This window comes from Stenotrophomonas lacuserhaii (assembly GCF_039674585.1).
GTDB lineage: Bacteria > Pseudomonadota > Gammaproteobacteria > Xanthomonadales > Xanthomonadaceae > Stenotrophomonas > Stenotrophomonas pennii_A.
The window spans coordinates 1-16008 of the sequence record NZ_JBDJNU010000008.1; the positions used below are offsets into that span (position 1 = coordinate 1).

At 67.6% G+C, this 16008-nt stretch carries 15 protein-coding genes; 7 read left to right on the plus strand and 8 right to left on the minus strand.

Annotated features, from left to right (window positions below; genetic code table 11):
• Positions 1-445: 445 nt before the first annotated feature.
• The gene (locus ABE522_RS04915) at positions 446-925 is read right to left on the minus strand and encodes an FKBP-type peptidyl-prolyl cis-trans isomerase (protein ID WP_346590756.1); all 480 of its coding nucleotides are present in this window, start codon (positions 923-925) and stop codon (positions 446-448) included.
• A gap of 117 nt (positions 926-1042) precedes the next feature.
• On the opposite strand from ABE522_RS04915, the gene ABE522_RS04920 reads away from it, so the two are divergent.
• From ABE522_RS04920 to ABE522_RS04930, 3 genes are all read left to right on the plus strand, one after another.
• Positions 1043-1579 (plus strand): C40 family peptidase, encoded by a 537-nt coding sequence (locus ABE522_RS04920; RefSeq protein WP_346590757.1) that lies wholly within the window; start codon positions 1043-1045, stop codon positions 1577-1579.
• A 132-nt stretch (positions 1580-1711) separates the two neighbouring features.
• Complete coding sequence (locus tag ABE522_RS04925) at positions 1712-2482, plus strand: C40 family peptidase (RefSeq protein WP_346590758.1); 771 nt, start codon at positions 1712-1714, stop codon at positions 2480-2482.
• Between the two features lie 228 nt (positions 2483-2710).
• Complete coding sequence (locus ABE522_RS04930; RefSeq protein ID WP_346590759.1) at positions 2711-4048, plus strand: sigma-54 interaction domain-containing protein; 1338 nt, start codon at positions 2711-2713, stop codon at positions 4046-4048.
• Between the two features lie 41 nt (positions 4049-4089).
• Here ABE522_RS04930 and ABE522_RS04935 read toward each other — a convergent pair whose 3' ends face one another.
• From ABE522_RS04935 to ABE522_RS04965, 7 genes are all read right to left on the minus strand, one after another.
• Positions 4090-5412: a transporter family protein gene (locus ABE522_RS04935; protein ID WP_346590760.1), complete on the minus strand. Its 1323-nt coding sequence runs from the start codon at positions 5410-5412 to the stop codon at positions 4090-4092.
• A 42-nt stretch (positions 5413-5454) separates the two neighbouring features.
• Positions 5455-6228, minus strand: a complete 774-nt coding sequence (locus ABE522_RS04940) for a hypothetical protein (RefSeq protein WP_346590761.1) — start codon at positions 6226-6228, stop codon at positions 5455-5457.
• A 12-nt stretch (positions 6229-6240) separates the two neighbouring features.
• A complete protein-coding gene (locus ABE522_RS04945; protein WP_406846310.1) occupies positions 6241-6945 on the minus strand; it encodes a C39 family peptidase in 705 nt (234 codons plus the stop codon).
• Between the two features lie 140 nt (positions 6946-7085).
• Positions 7086-8594 (minus strand): adhesin, encoded by a 1509-nt coding sequence (locus ABE522_RS04950; RefSeq protein WP_346590762.1) that lies wholly within the window; start codon positions 8592-8594, stop codon positions 7086-7088.
• 42 nt (positions 8595-8636) lie between these two features.
• On the minus strand, positions 8637-9257 hold the full coding sequence (locus ABE522_RS04955; protein ID WP_346590763.1) for a hypothetical protein: 621 nt from the start codon (positions 9255-9257) through the stop codon (positions 8637-8639).
• Positions 9254-9781 carry a hypothetical protein gene (locus ABE522_RS04960; RefSeq protein ID WP_346590764.1) on the minus strand — a complete coding sequence of 176 codons (528 nt, stop codon included), beginning with the start codon at positions 9779-9781 and terminating at the stop codon, positions 9254-9256. The genes ABE522_RS04955 and ABE522_RS04960 overlap by 4 nt, the downstream gene beginning before the upstream one ends.
• A gap of 465 nt (positions 9782-10246) precedes the next feature.
• Complete coding sequence (locus tag ABE522_RS04965) at positions 10247-11578, minus strand: dicarboxylate/amino acid:cation symporter (RefSeq protein ID WP_057508795.1); 1332 nt, start codon at positions 11576-11578, stop codon at positions 10247-10249.
• Positions 11579-11729: 151 nt separating this feature from the next.
• Between ABE522_RS04965 and ABE522_RS04970 the strand changes: the two genes are divergently transcribed.
• The 4 genes from ABE522_RS04970 (at position 11730) to ABE522_RS04985 (ending at position 15954) form a co-directional block, all read left to right on the plus strand.
• On the plus strand, positions 11730-13433 hold the full coding sequence (locus ABE522_RS04970; RefSeq protein ID WP_346590765.1) for an alkaline phosphatase: 1704 nt from the start codon (positions 11730-11732) through the stop codon (positions 13431-13433).
• 69 nt (positions 13434-13502) lie between these two features.
• Positions 13503-14789 carry a tRNA lysidine(34) synthetase TilS gene (gene tilS, locus ABE522_RS04975; protein ID WP_346590766.1) on the plus strand — a complete coding sequence of 429 codons (1287 nt, stop codon included), beginning with the start codon at positions 13503-13505 and terminating at the stop codon, positions 14787-14789.
• A gap of 36 nt (positions 14790-14825) precedes the next feature.
• Positions 14826-15086, plus strand: coding sequence for an exodeoxyribonuclease VII small subunit (locus ABE522_RS04980; RefSeq protein WP_191770366.1), 261 nt, complete (start codon positions 14826-14828; stop codon positions 15084-15086).
• A complete protein-coding gene (locus tag ABE522_RS04985) occupies positions 15076-15954 on the plus strand; it encodes a polyprenyl synthetase family protein (protein WP_346590767.1) in 879 nt (292 codons plus the stop codon). Before ABE522_RS04980 ends, ABE522_RS04985 begins: the two co-directional genes overlap by 11 nt.
• The last annotated feature ends 54 nt before the right edge of the window (positions 15955-16008 follow it).

Here is a 16008-nt window from a genome sequence, read left to right on the forward strand (position 1 = left end):
GCTATGCGGGGCACGCGCAAGTACATCCATGTAGCTCTTCGCGGCTCCTGCCGCTCAAGGCCCCGCATAGCCTCCCCGCCCGGCCCTCCGACAGGTTCCGGTGGCCGCCAGCCGCGTAATGAAAAATGAAAAGCGGTAGCGCATACCCATGGTCGGCGAGCGCAGCGGGCCGTTGGCGGGAACATTCCGCCGACCATGGGTCGGCGCTACCGAAGGTCCATGGCCACCATGGACCTGTCGAAGGTGGGGCGGGGTGGGTTCGTGGGAACGCTCATCCGCATGGATGCGGATGGCGAGCCTACAGGGACGTACTTGCGGCGATTCCCACGAACCCACCCCGCCCCACCAACAAGCAGCCCCGCAGCTGTTGCGGTTGATGTTGACGGACAAAAAAAAACGACCCGCTTGCGCGGGCCGTTCGAACGACTTGAAATGCGCTCAGCACTCAGTGCTGGTGGCCGCCATCGCCGTGCACGTGGCCGTGCTGGATCTCTTCTTCGCTGGCTTCGCGCACGTCGATGATCTCCACGTCGAAGTGCAGGTCCTTGCCCGCCATCGGGTGGTTCAGGTCAACGTCGACCACGCTCATCCCGACCTTCTGCACCGTCACCGCGCGCGGACCGAAGTTGGTCTGCAGCACGACCTGCGCACCCGGCACCAGCTTCTCCTTGCCGAAATGCTTCTTCGGCACGCGCTGGGTCAGGCCCTCGCGACGCTCGCCGTAGGCATCGGCCGACGCGACGTCCACGCCGAAGATGGCGCCGGCTTCCTTGTCTTCCATGGCCTTTTCCAGGCCCGGGATGATGTTGCCGTGGCCGACCAGGATCGCCAGCGGCTCACGGTCCTTGGATGACTCGATCGGCTCCTGGCCGACTTCGGACACGGTGTAGTGGAAACGGACGACGCGGTCTTTTTCGATCTTCATGCGCAACTCTGTCTGGTAACTGCCAAGGGCAGGCGGTGGGGGCGGGTTGCCGCCCGACGGGTACGCCGCCATCATGACGGCCTATCTGAGGTCGCGCATTATCCGGAGATCACGCACATGACGCCAGTTTCGACCGGACTGCGCCGTCGCGCCGCCGCCCTGATGCTGCTGATGGCGACCGCCGCCCTGGCCGCCTGCGGTGGCGGAAAGACCAGCCGCCCTGCCCCCCCGCCGCCCTCCACCCAGGTCTGGCCGAGCACCTCCCCCGCCAATCCGCAGGTCGCCAATGCCGTGCTGATGCGCGCCATCGGACTGGTCGGCACGCCTTACCTCTATGGCGGCAACACGCCGGAATCGGGCTTCGACTGCAGCGGCCTGGTCACCTATGTCTACCGCGAGATGGTCGACCTGAAGCTGCCGCGGACCTCGCGCGAACTGGCCGCCGTGCAGGGCCCGAAGATCGACCCGCAGCGTCTGGCGACCGGCGACCTGGTGTTCTTCGGCAGCCGCGGCAACGTCAGTCACGTCGGAATTTATGTAGGGGAAGGCCGCTTCGTGCATGCGCCAAGTTCTGGTGGAACTGTCAGGTTGGATTCCCTTGGCGGGCACTATTGGAAAGACCACTACACAGGAGCGAAACGCGTCCTGCACTAAGCTGAACAGGGGAAATGATCCAAAACGTGATGCACATCACAATGGAACAAACGAAACTTTAACGAAATTTGTACTTGTTCCACGCTTTGGCAGGGCATGATTGCCCATCGCTTCCAACCCTGTGACCGCCGAGTGACGACCGACGAACTGATGTGTGAAGGCCAGCGCGCCGTGAATTCACCCCGCCTGACCCAGCGCATCAAGCGCGCCACCCTGCTCTCCCTTGCCCTCGTGCTCACCAGCGCGCCGGCCTGGGCACAGAACGCACCGGCCACCCCGGCCACTGCCGAAGCCGCCATCGCCGTTGTAAAAGCCAAGACCGAACCCGCACCGACGCGCAGCCGCGCCGATGCCGCCGCCAGCGCCACCCTGGCTGCCCTGCTGCCGCACCTTGCAGCCAATGACAGCATTCCGCTGATGGACCGTTCGGCGATGGTTGCCGGCGATCTCAGCCGCCTGCTCGCCAACTACGACACCAGCGCATCGGGTTCGATCGTGGTCGGCGGCGCCGAAGAGAACGGCAAGATCCAGTCCGTCCTGCGCCGCGCGATGACCCTGCTGGGCACGCCGTACCGCTGGGGCGGCAACACCCCGGACAGCGGCTTCGACTGCAGCGGTCTGGTCGGCTACGTGTTCCGCACCGCCCTGGGCGTCGAGCTGCCGCGCGTTTCCCGCGACATGGCCAGCGACCGCAACAACCAGCTGATCGCCGACCGCACCGCGCTGACCGAAGGCGACCTGGTGTTCTTCGGCCGCAAGGGTCGCGTGGACCACGTCGGCATCTATGTCGGCGAAGGCCGCTTCCTGCACGCGCCGAGCACCGGCAAGGACGTCCGCGTGGACACCCTGCTGACCGGCTACTGGGGCAACAAGTTCATGCAGGCGCGCCGGGTCGAGCTGTAAGCCCGCCATACCGCGCCGCATGTTGAAAGCCGCTGCTCCGCAGCGGCTTTTTTCATGGCCACTGTGCGATGCCATGGCCGCTGCCGGCTGCCAACCGCGTTTGCATCGGTATCCCCGGAATGGATCCGGCGGCGGTCGGGCAGCCATGTCCGTCCGGGATGGCGGCGTGGGGGCGGCACGCACGTGTTCCTGAGTCGTCAGCCGCCCCTCTACAAGGACAGGTGAGGCATGGCGGCGGTCTCGGAGATTCAGTCACGGTGTGTGATCTGGTTTGGCCATCCCCTGGTGGCCGAACGCGCGGCATTGGCAGCGGCCGGTTGGCAGGTGCGCAGCGTGGATCCGCTCAACGCCCAGGCCGTCGGCCTGCGTGCCCGCGACCAGCTGGTCGGCGTGATAGACCTGCGCCAGATCCCCGCCGATGCGCTCGGCGCGGTGCAGGAGTGGATCCAGCAGCACGACCACCTGCCGCTGCTGGCCGCGTTGCCGGGCGGCATCACTGCCCCCCCGCCCAGCTGGCAGCCGTTGCTGGACGCCTGCCCGCATCGTTACGTGATGCCACAGGACCTGGCCGGGCTGGTGGACCACCTGCAGCGCGACGAGCCGGATACCGCCAGCGTGGCGGACAGTCCGGCGCAGCGGCTGATCGGTGACAGTCCGGCGCTGTTGGCCACCCGCGCGGCCCTGTTCAAGTTCGCCCCGGTCGACCTGCCCGTGCTGGTCACCGGCGAAACCGGTACCGGCAAGGAACTGGCCGCGCATGCGCTGCACGCGATGTCCGCGCGCGCCGATCATCCCTTCATGGCGGTCAACTGCGGCGCGATCCCGGCCAACCTGGTCCAGTCGGAACTGTTCGGACACGAGCGCGGCGCCTTCACCGGTGCCGCGCAACGGCGCCTGGGCCTGTTCGAAAGTGCCAACGGCGGCACCGTGTTCCTGGACGAGGTCGGCGACCTGCCGCTGGATGCGCAGACCAGCCTGCTGCGTGTACTCCAGGAAGGCACCATCGAACGCGTTGGCAGCAGCCAGCCACTGCGGGTGGACGTGCGCGTGCTGGCCGCTACCCACGTGGACCTGGAACAGGCGGTCGCGCAGGGGCGCTTCCGCCGCGACCTGTTCTATCGCCTCAACGTGCTGCGGCTGGCGATGCCGGCGCTGCGCGAACGCAGTGGCGACGTGCTGGTACTGGCCGAACATTTCCTGCGCCAGTTCCGTGCCCGCCACCCGGGCCGCGCGCGTGGCTTCAGCAGTTGCGCGCGCCAGGCGATGCAGCGCTTCGACTGGCCGGGCAACGTGCGCGAGCTGCTCAACCGCGTGCAGCGCGCGGCGATCGTCGCCGACGGCGAGCTGATCGAACCGGCCGACCTGGACCTGGTGGCCACCCTGCCGGCCGCCGCCCGTGCCCTGCTGCAGGATGCCCGCGAACAGGTGGAACGCGAGCTGCTGCTGCAGGCGCTGCGCGAACACGAGTTCAACGTGTCCGCCTGCGCACGCCACATGCAGGTCTCGCGGGTCACCGTGTACCGGCTGTGCCGCAAGCACCAGGTGGAACTGCCGGCGCTGCGCTGAAGCCCTGCAGGCGTCGAGTCGCCTCGACGCCATGCCCAGGCTCACAGCATGTACGGCACCTTGAAGGCCAGGGTGAAGTCCGGCGCATCCGGGGTCAGCCCGATGCCGAGCAGGCTCACCAGCGTGGTCTTCTGGTTCAGCGCATAGGTGACGCCCAGGTTGAACGTCGCCGCATTGGCATCGCTGCCGATCACCTTCATCCACTGGCCGTTGCGGTAACGGGTGGACGCGCGCGCGCTCAGCTTGTCACTGAAGGAAATGCTCAGGCTGGTGCGCTCGTTGAACGCGAACGCCACGCCGGCACCGAAGTAGTAGGAGTAGCCGAGCTTCACGTCACCGGGGTTGACCGTATCCGGGTTGCCATCGAGGTCGTCGAAGCTGGCTTCGAAGGAATGGATGTAGCCGGCGTTGGCGAACAGGATCGCCGGGTCGGCGGTCTTGACGATCGACAGGCCCACGTTGGCCTGCCACACCCCGTTACCGGTGGGCTGCTCCTTGGGCACGGCGAAGCGGATGTAGTCATCGTCATCGCGCTCCAGCACGGTCCAGTCCACGCCATAGGGCTCACGCCCGGTGGGCGCGGTCACGCCCGCGGTCAGCACCGTCTCCGGCTTCCAGCCACGTTCGCCGAACAGCCGATAGTTGGCGCTCAGGCCGATGTCACCGATGCCGTTGCCGCTGGTCTCCTCTTCGGCCACCGCCGCCGCTGATCCGCCCGCACCGCCCTTCTGGTAGACCGTCCTGCGCGCCACCCACGGCACGTCCATGTTGACGGTCAGGTTGGGGCTGACACCCCAGCGCGCGGCCAGGTTGTAGGTCAGCGAATCGGATTCGACGTTCTCGATGCCGATGTTGCCGAGGAAGATCGCATCCAGGGCGAGGAAGCCGTTCAGGGTCAGCTGCTTGCGGTCATAGCGGGCGTAGGTGAGGCTGTTTTCGAGGGTGAAACGCCGCGAGAACAGCGCCTGCTGCTGCTGTTTCACATCGTCCACGCTGCGCCGCGCCGCCTGCTTGGCCTGCTGCGCTTCCGCTGCGCTGCTGGCGTAGCCGCCTTCGGCCCCGGCGGTCGCCGTGGCCGGCGCGCGTGCCGGTTCGGGTGGCAACGGCGGCCCCTGCTGCGCCACGCCGCCGGCCTTGCCGGACAGCCGCGCCTGCATGGCCTGCACCTGCATGTCCAGCTCACGCAGGCGTCGTACTTCCTGCGCGTAATTGGCCTTCAGCGTTTCCAGCTGGGCCATCAAGGCCTGCACATCGACGTGCTCGTTGCCGGTCGCCGGGGCCGGCTGGGCGTGCGCATTGTCGGCGAACACGATCCAGGCCAGCGCCACCAGCGCCAGCGGGGTGATGCGGTGATTGGTGTGCATGTCCTTCGTCCGTTGAGTGCCATCCCCCTTGCCGCGCCGCTGTTACTGGCCCGGCCCGATCCCGCGTGTCAGCGCCATCGCCTGGGCGATGTTCTGGGTCAACGGGGTATTGCTCGCCATGCTCTGCCTGACCAGTTCGATCTGCAGGCGGTTGCTGACCTGCTGTGCATTGCCGCCCAGCGCGATGGTCTGCCCGACGCTGCCGCTGCGGATCCATTGCTGCACCGCGCCCACGCCTTCCAGCTGCAGTTCCAGGCGGGCCTGGTTGTTGTCGAAGGACGCGGTGGCACTGGCGCCACCCTGCTGCGCGGTCGCGCTGCGTGTGCCGCTGTCGGCGACAACCGGCACCTCGCCATCGCGGATGGTCAGCGAGGTCACGTTGCGCGCACTGTTGTCATCCCCGGCCACCTGCACGCTCTGCACCAGCCCGGATGCATTGGCCAGCCCGCTGCTGTCCACGCTGGCAATGGGCGTGCTGGCGGTGTCGGCGGCCGTCTGCGGCAGCGGCGCGTCGGCCGCGGTGACGCTCACGGTCGGAGTGAAACTCACCTTCGGCGTACCGCCGTTGCGGAAGTCCATGCCCAACTGCAGCGCGCCTTCCATCGCAGCGCCGCTGGCGGCCTGCCACTGCGACGCCATGGTCACGCCGAACCAGGCGACGTTGTTGCCGCCTACGGTGTAACGCCCACGCATCAGGTTGAGTTCGGGATCTGGGATTTCGGTCAAGCCCTTGCCGCTGCGCTTTTCCTGCGCGTGCAGCGCAGTGGGCAACAGGACGGCCAGGGCGCTGGCAATGACGATGAGGCGCATGTTCATGGTGGAACTCCTTCAGAACAGGTCGGCGTGGCTGAAGCCGAAGTCGACCAGTTCGGCATCGGTGATGGGGCCTTGCCGCGCATACAGCGCGCGTGCACTGGGCCGTTCGCTGGGTTGCAGCAGCACGGTGTTGCGATCGAAATCACTGCCGATCACGATGAAGACCGCGCGTGACGGCCAGGCCTCCAGGAACTCCGCCAGCGGCACGCTGCGGTTGCCGAGGATCGGATCGGCCACTTCGACGAAATCGCCGCGGACTTGTTTCATGACCACGAAATGGCGGAACCCGCGTACGTCCATCAGCACCAGGCCGGGAACACGCAGGTTGCGCAGGCGGGCTTCGTCGACGCGGTAACCGCGTCCACGCATGCCCATCGATTCAACGTAACGCTTGATGTCCAGCAACGAAAAACCACGGTCGCGTACCAGGCTCTGGTCGGACACGTTCATCATCCCTTCGATCACCGTGGCCTCGTCGGCTTCCAGGTGATAGGCGTACTTGAGGATGGTGGCCAGCGCGGCGGCGCCGCAGCTGTAGTCGGTGTGCTGGCGGACCAGGTGGCGGAAGCGCCGCTCCTGCATGCTCTCCACGCGTTGCTGCAGCAGGCCGCCATTGGGCAGCACGCCACTGAAGGCCACGTCGCCGGCACGCAACGGCGCGGCGCCAGCCATCAGCATCAGCCAAGGCAACAACACGGTGGACCAGGAAACTCGCATTGCAACGGCTCCTTCCGAGGTAGGAGCCCCTGCCCCAAAGGGGGAGATGGGACAGGGGCTCCCGGGAGCCCGGTCATTGGCGGATGACCGGGTTTGTTGCGCTCAACGCAGCAAGCCTGCGAAAGCGGTCACGCCACGTATTACTCGCCGCCGCCGCCCGGGGTGCCGCCGCCGGTCGACGGCTGCGCCACGGCCAGGGCCAGGCTGTTGGCCTGCAGGTTGCCGGTACCGGAGGCCACGTTCACGCCGATGTTGCCCGACGCGTTGGAGAACGCACTACCGGACAGGCCAGCAGTGTTGGTCGCATTGACCGCCACCCAGCGCGAGGTCCGCACGGTGCCACTCAGGCTGGCATAGAGGTCGGCCACGCCCAGTTCGACGAACTGGCTGGTGCCTTCCTCGTCCGTGTCGAAGGCGATGCCGCCCACGCCGTCGCGGTACGGGTTGTCGGTAGCGTTCTGGATCTCGTTGTCCAGGTCGATGTGGCCGGTGCTGTCACCGCTGGTGTGCGGCAGTGCGCCGTCCCAGGTATCGAGGTAGTAGTTGTCCTGCTGGTAGGCGTTGCCGGTACCTTCATAGGTGCCTGCACCGAAGGCCAGCGTTGCACCCGCCACACGGCCACGCAGGGTGACTTCGGTGGTGTCACTGAAGCGCTGCACGTAACCGGCGTTGGACACCGAATTTCCGCTGGACACCTGGTTGGACGAGATGCTCGACTGCGCCATGGCGGCGGTGGCGACCGAAGCCGCCAGCGCGTTCTTCTGCGCGTTGTTGTTGCCCGAAGCCACGTTCACGCCGATGTTGCCGGCGGCGCCGGAGAACGCATTGCCACCCAGGCCGGCGGCATTGGTGACGCCTTCGTTGAGCGTGGTGTTGCCGCCCACCGCCTGGTGGACGAACACTTCCGCATCGGCCATGCCGAAGCTGAAGGAGGCATCGGCGGCAGACAGCGACGCGGCGTTGTCCTGTGCGTTGTTGTCACCGGCGGCGACGTTGAAGCCCAGGTTGCCCGATGCACCGGACGCCACGTCATCGGAAATCGACGCGGTGTTGTCCAGCATCTCGTTGGACGCTTCGTTGGCGCTGATCGACTGACGGTTGTCGATGACCGCGATGGCGGCGGAGTCGAGATCGATGTCGCCGGTGATCTGCGGATCACCCGAGAAGCTGATGTCCGAGCTCAGGCGCAGGTCCTTTTCCAGGTTCACGTCCACACCGTGGTTGTTCTTTTCCTTGCGCTCGTCGGCCGAGATGTTGCTGGTCTCGTTGACCGATACGTCGCGGGTGTGGTCGACGTCGGAGTAGTCGACGTTGGAACGGCTGGTGTTGGTCGTGGTGCTGGAATAACGCACGTTCGAGGTGGTGTTGGCGGTGTTGTCGGTGGTGCTGGTGTTGTTGGTGGTGTTCGTGTTGCGGGTGGTGTTGCGCACCACGTTGCGGGTGTCGTTCACCGTGTCCGTATCGGTGTCGGTATTGCTGGTCACGTTGTTGCGGGTGACATTGCGGGTGTCGTTCAACGTCCAGTTTTCATTGACGTTGTGGTTGTGGTTGATGGTGGCGCTTGCGTTCTGGTCATCCGCCGCGTGTGCGGTGGCGACCACGCCTGCGATGGCCATGGCGAGTACAGTCCCTTTCACGATCGCTTTCATGGTGCCTTCTCTCTCATCAGTGGTGTAACGGGTGGGTACCACTCACGGGTTGCCGTGCACGGACATACCGAGAAGGTTGGCCGTGTCATTTCCTGCGCCCGCGATCTGATTGAGTTGCAGGACACCGTCGAACCCCTGCAGTGCCGACGCTGCCACGCCGACGCTGCGGGTGCCCGCGGCCAGGCCGTTGCCGGCCCTGCCCTGCCCCCCTGCTGACGCGGTCACGCGCGATTCGGCCAGGGCCTCATCGTCGGACTCGCGTATTCCTTCCCGGGCCAGCGTCGCGCGCACCACGTTCATGCTGGTGTTGGCGATGCCGCTGGCCTGGTTGATCGTTGCGATGCCACTGGCGCCCTGCAGGGCCTGGCCATCGATGTGCGCGCTGGCATGCAATGGGCCATCCAGCAGCACGCTGTTGCGCGATGAGGTGCTGCGTGCATCGATGTCCACACGGGCTTGGTCGCCTTGCGCCATGCCGACCAGATTGGCCTGGGTGTTGATATCACCGGCCACCTGGTTGACCGCGATGGCGCCACTGGCGCCGGCCAGCGCGCGGCCGTCGATGCGCGACTGGTTGAGGTAGCCGAGCATGCCGGCGTAGTCGTCGGCCTGGGCCAGCGCCGGCAGCAGCAGGCCGACGACCAGCAGCACGTGCGTCTTCACTTGCCACCCGCCGGGGCACCCATCGGGAACTGCGCCAGCGCGCCGCGCACCGTATCGCCGATGCCGCGCGTGGTGTTGCCGACCGCGCCCAACGGGCCGCTCATCGCCCCGCTGATCTGGTTGCCGGAGATGATGCCGCCGTTGGAACTGCCGAGCCGTCCGACCGCCCCGCCCAGCGCGGTGCTGGTGACCCGTTCGACGGTGGTGGTGCCGGCGGTGGCCGGCGCGGCGGCCTGGCTTGCACCCAGCCCGGCGAAGTCATCATCGCTGAGCTCGGCCATGCCGGTTGATGTCCCCAGCGCCGCGCCGATTTCGCGCTGCGGCGATGGGTCGGCGATCAGCGCCATGCCCGGAGGCGCCGGCCTGTACGCGGTGCGGGCGTGCACATCGCGCAGCAGCACCATCTCACCCGGCCTCGGCGTGACGCCCTGGCGGGCACCGGAGGCATGCACCAGCGCAGGGCATGCGGCCAGCGCGACCACGCTGGCTACCAGGAATATCCCGCGCTTCGTGCTGCTGTCCATGCCGCTCTCCCGTGACGTATGGGGAGGGGGAACGCAGCTTTCGTGCCAAGTGCGCGGGGCCCTGAAACAAAGGGATTCCGGCTGCAAACAAGGGGCCCGCTGGACGCCCACCGTTACACTCCGGTTGAACGCAGGGGGCGCCTGAATCCGCACGGAGGCCCACTGCGATTGCCCGAAGCGGGGGTGTAACGGACCTGTTACAGGTCATGACACAACCCGGCACGCCCCCGCTTCAGGTACCGGCCATGCCTCGGTAGTGACGGCCGCTGGCCGTCAACCCGTGTTGGGTGGGTGCTTGGGTGGGTGCTTGGGTGGGTGACGACCCTTGGTGGTCACCCGAATGCCATGGAGCAGTGAATAACCACCGTCGGCAACCCCCGGAACGCCTCACCCACCGGAGGTCGTCACCCACCCGATCGTCCGGCCATTGACGGCCAGCGGCCGTCACTACCCTATGCACGACCCTCACGCCCGCGGCGCGGGGTCCGGGTCATCGATACCCACGTTGGTCGACGGGTTGTCGTACACGCTCTGGTCCAGCAGTCCGGTCTCCTTGGCCACCAGCACCGGCACCAGCATCTGCCCGGTGACGTTGGTCATCGTGCGCATCATGTCCAGGATGCGATCGATCGCATACAGATACCCGATGGTCTCCAACGGCAAACCGGCCGCGCTCAGCACCACCGTGGCCATCACCACCGCCGTGCCCGGTACGCCGGCGGTACCAAAGCTGCCCAGCACCGAAGCGATCAGCACGATCAGGTACTGCTCCGGCGACATCGGCACGCCGCTGTACTGCGATATGAACACCGCGCACAGCGCCGGGTAGATCGCCCCGCAGCCATCCATCTTGATGCTGGCCCCCAGCGGCACCGCGAACGAACCGTAGTCCTTGTTGACGCCCAGGTTGTGGGTGATCGAACGCAGCGCCACCGGCATCGCCGCGAAGCTGGACGAGCTGACGAAGGCCACCTGCATGCCCGGCGCGGCGCCGCGGAAGAACTTCAGCGGATTCAAGCCATGCGACAACAGCAGCGCGCTGTACACCACCACGATGTGCAGCGCGCAGGCGATGTACAGGGCCAGCACGAAGTTGCCCAGCGGCAGCAGCTTCTCGAAGCCGTAACTGCCGACCAGCCCGGCGATCAGGCCGAAGGTCCCGATCGGAGTGACTTCCAGCACGAAGCGGGTCACCTGGATCATGATCTCGCTCATCTGCCCGACCAGCTGGCGGGCCTGGCCGACCTTCTCGCCCAGCTTGACGATGGCAAAGCCCACCAGCCCGGCGAAGAAGATCACCGGCAGGATCGAGCCGCGACCTGCGGCCAACACGGTTTCGCCGGCCGCATTGACCCGCGTACCGATGCCACTCAGCGCGTAGAACACGTTGGACGGCACCACGTCCAGCAGCACCTGCACCACGCTGGGCACTTCGCGCGGCACGTAGTTGTGGGCCATCGCCAGCTGCAGGCCACCGGTGCCGGGCTGCATCACCGTGCCCACCAGCAGGCCGATGCCCACCGCCAGCGCGGCGGTGATGACGAACCACAGGAAGGTGCGGCCACTGAGCGCGGCGACCGATTTCTGCCCGTGCAGCGAAGAGATCGCATTGATGACCGCGAAGAACACCAGCGGCACCGCGATCATCTTGATCAGGGTCACGTACAGGTCGCCCAGCGGGCCGAACCAGGTTTCAGCCGCCGGCCCCATCAGCCAGCCGGCCAGGGCGCCAAGGACGAAGCCTGCGACCACGCGTTGCCAGAACGGGATGCGCAGCCAGGCAGAGACCAGCTTCATGGAAATTCCAGGGGGAGAGAACAATGCTCGCACCTTAGCCCAAGCGGGCCCGGCGTACGACCAGCCTGCGGACAAATCAGCGTGTCATCGGCATGCCTTGTCCACCCGGTCATAATGAAGACCTGTTTCGTTTCGTGAGGACGCGCTGTCCATGATCCGTACCACCTCCCTGCTCGCCGCCGCCGCCACCCTGCTGCTGGGCGCCTGTTCCAGCACGCCGCAGGCATCCAGCCCGGCCGGCCTGTCGATCAATGTCCCCACCGTGGCCCACCCGGATGGCGAGACCCCGCAGTGGTGGTACCGCAGTGGCGCGGCCCAGGCGGCCGGCAATGGCGCCATGAACGGCAAAGCCAGGAACGTCATCCTGTTCCTCGGCGATGGCATGAGCCTGACCACCGTGGCCGCCGCGCGCATCTTCGAAGGCCAGCGCAAGGGCGCATCCGGTGAAGAGAACCTGCTGTCCTGGGAGCACTTCCCGGCCACGGCGTTCAGCAAGACCTACAACGTCGATTCGCAGACCCCGGATTCGGCCGGCACCATGACCGCCATCACCACCGGGGTGAAGACCCACATGGGCGCCATCGGGGTCAGCGCGGGCAAGCGTCCGGACTGCGCCGACAGCCTGCAGAAGGGCCTGCTGAGCTGGCTGCAGCTGGCCGACAGCGCCGGCATGGCGACCGGCATCGTCACCACCGCGCGGCTGACCCACGCCACCCCGGCGGCCACCTACGCGCATTCGCCGGAACGCAACTGGGAAAACGATACCGACCTGACCGAAGAGGCCAAGGCCGCCGGCTGCAAGGACATCGCCCAGCAGCTGCTGACCACCTCGCGCTTCGGCCGCGGCCCGCAGGTGATCCTGGGCGGCGGGCGCGGCGAGTTCACCACGGTGGAAGAGCGCGATCCCGAGTACGACGACAAGGTCGGCCAGCGCCTGGATGGGCGCAGCCTGGTCAGCGAATGGCAGCAGGCCAACCCGCAGGGTGCCTACGTCTGGAATGCCGACCAGCTGAAGGCAGCGGCCAACGCGCCGGCGATCTTCGGCCTGTTCGAACCGGACCACATGCAGTACGAATACGAACGTGCCAACGACGCCGGCGGTGAGCCGAGCCTGGCCGAACTGACCCGCACCGCCATCGCCAACCTTTCCCGGGAAAAGCAGGGCTACGTGCTGATGATCGAAGGGGCGCGCATCGACCACGCCAACCACAGCGGCAACGCCTACCGGGCGCTGACCGATACCGTGGCGATGTCCGATGCGGTGCGCGTGGCCACCGAAATGACCCGCGACGACGACACCCTGATCATCGTCACCGCCGACCACTCCCACACCCTCAACTTCGTCGGCTACCCGGCGCGTGGCAACCCGATCCTGGGCAAGGTGAAGGACAAGGGCGGCGAAGACGGCCTGGGCGCGCTGGACCTGGCCCGCGACGGTGGCGGCCAGCCGTACACCACGCTGACCTACGCCAACGGCCCCGGCTTCACCGGCGCCACCAACCAGCAGCCGGCCGGTGCCAAGCGCTACCCGCACAACCCGTCCAGCTTCGACCCGGCCACCGGCCGTCCGGACCTGACCGCGGTGGATACCGAGCACCCGGATTACATGCAGGAAGCGCTGGTACCGGGCAAGAGTGAATCGCACGGTGGCGAGGACGTGGGCATCTGGGCGCGCGGCCCGGGCAGCAAGGCGATCCGCGGCACGCTGGAACAGAACGCGATCTACCACATGATCGTGCAGGCCACCCCGCGCCTGCGCGAGCGCCTGTGCCAGGCCGGCACCTGTGATGGCAACGGCGTTCCGGTGGAACTGCCGGCGCCGGCCAAGTTCGAGCGCACCACGCCCGCCCCCTGAGCGCGCAGCGGGGCTGGAGCAATACGAAGGCGGCGACCATACTGGTCGCCGCCTTTTTTCGACCTGCCCATGCCCCTGTTCCCTGCCCTCGCCGCTGTCGACACCCCCCTGCTGGTCGGCTACAGCGGTGGGCTGGATTCGACCGTGCTGCTGCACTGGCTGCAGCGGTCGGCCGCAGTGGCGGGCGTGGGCGTGCGCGCCGTGCACGTGCACCACGGGCTGCAGGCCGTGGCCGATGACTGGGCGCTGCACTGCCAGCAACAGTGCGACGCACTGGGCGTGCCGCTCCATATCCACCGCGTCAACGTGGATCTGCGCGCCGGCACGGGCATGGAGGCCGCCGCACGGCAGGCCCGGCGTACCGCATTCGCTGCCGAACTGCGCGACAGCGAGACGCTGGCGCTGGCCCAGCACCAGGATGACCAGGCCGAAACCTTCCTGCTGCGTGCCCTGCGCGGGTCCGGCGTGGATGGACTGGCGGCGATGGCGGCCGATTCAGTACTCGGCGCACATCGGCTGTGGCGGCCGCTGCTGGAGGTTCCGCGCAGCGCGCTGCTGGCTTACGCACGGCAGCATGCACTGCAGTGGATCGACGACCCCAGCAACGCCGACGACGGCCCGGACCGCAATTTCCTGCGCCTGCACGTGCTGCCGCTGCTGCGCCAGCGCTGGCCGCATGCCGGCCAGGCCTTGGCGGCCAGCGCCGCGCTGTGTGGCGACACACGGCTGATGCTGGACGAAGAAGACGAAGAGCTGCTGCAGCATCTGCAGGTGGCACCGCGCGTGCTGTCGGTGGAGCTGCTGCGGCAGGTATCACCGCAACGCCGTGCCCGTGTGCTGCGCCGCTGGGCACTTGCCCACGGCGTGCCCGCGCTGCCGTCCCGGGTGGTATCGCAGCTGGAGCACGAACTGCTGCCCGCCGCGCCGGATCGCGATGCGCAGGTGCGCTGGCAGCAGCACAGCATCCGCCTGTGGCGCGGTCACTGGTACCTGTTGCCGGCCGAATTGCCGCAGCTGCCGGCCGGTTGGCAGGCCACGTGGGATGGCCGCGCACCGCTGGCGCTGCCCGATGGCGGCCAACTCCGGTTGCACGGCGCGGCGGCATTCGAGGCACCGATGCGGGTGACGGGCCGGCAAGGCGGTGAACGCATCCAGCTGCCCGGCCGCCGCCACCAGCACGCGCTGAAGGACTGCCTGCAGCGTGAACACCTGGCCCCGTGGCGACGCCGCCAGCTGCCGCTGCTGTTCGCCGATGGCCAGCTGCAGGCCGCTGCCGACGTGGTGCTGTCCGCGCCGCTGCAGGCCTGGCTGCAGCAGCACGATGCCCAGCTGCACTGGCGTCCGGGCGGCTGGTGAATTGACCCCTGCGCGCGGGCCGTCCACACTTGTCGCATGGCTAAGAAAACCCCCGAAAACGCCTCCCCGGTAGCCCAGTTCGAGCAGTCGCTCGAGTCGCTGGAGCAGCTCGTAGAGCAGATGGAAACCGGAGAGCTCAGCCTGGAAGCTTCGCTCAGCGCCTACGAACGCGGCGTCGGCCTGTACCGCCAGTGCCAGCAGGCGCTGGAACAGGCCGAACTGCGCGTGCGCCTGCTCACCGATCCGGCCCAGCCGGAAAACGCAGAGCCCTTCGATCCGCCTTCCAATGACGGTTGAAGCGCGCTTCGCGCGCCTGCGCGATCGCATCGAAAGCCAGCTCGACGCCGCCCTGCCCTCGCCCGCCGACGCCCCGCGCCGGCTGCACCAGGCCATGCGCCATTCGGTGCTGGGCGGCGGCAAGCGCATGCGTCCGCTGCTGGTCCATGCGGCCGGTGAAGTGTTCGGCACCGACCCGCACCAGCTGGACGCCCCGGCGATGGCGGTGGAACTGATCCATGCCTATTCGCTGGTGCACGACGACCTGCCGGCGATGGACGACGACGCCCTGCGCCGCGGCAAGCCGACCACCCACATCGCCTTCGACGAAGCCACCGCGATCCTCGCCGGTGATGCCCTGCAGACGCGCGCTTTCAGCCTGCTGGCCGAAGCGGCGCTGCCTGCGGAACTGCGCGTGGCCTGCCTGCAGTCGCTGGCCCACGCCGCCGGCGCGGCCGGCATGTGCGGCGGCCAGGCGTTGGACATCGATGCCACCGGCCAACTGCAGTCGCTGGACGCGTTGACCCGCATGCATGCGCTGAAGACCGGTGCGCTGATCCGCGCCGCGGTGCGCATGGGCGCGTTGTGCGGCCACGCCCCGGCCGCGGACCTTGCCCGCCTGGATCGCTTCGCCGATGCGCTGGGCCTGGCCTTCCAGGTACGCGATGACATCCTGGACGTGGAAGCCAGCTCCGAACAGCTCGGCAAGACCGCCGGCAAGGACGTCGCGCAGGACAAATCCACCTTCCCGGCCCTGCTGGGCATGGATGGCGCCAAGGCCAAGCTGGCCGAACTGAGCGCGGTGATGGACGACGCCCTGGCCGCCTACGGCGAAGAAGCCAACGCCCTGCGCGCCCTCGGCCGCCTGGCCATAGAACGCGACCACTGACGACGCATTGGTGGGTGACGCCCCGCCCTGGTGGGTGACGACCGTTGGTCGTCA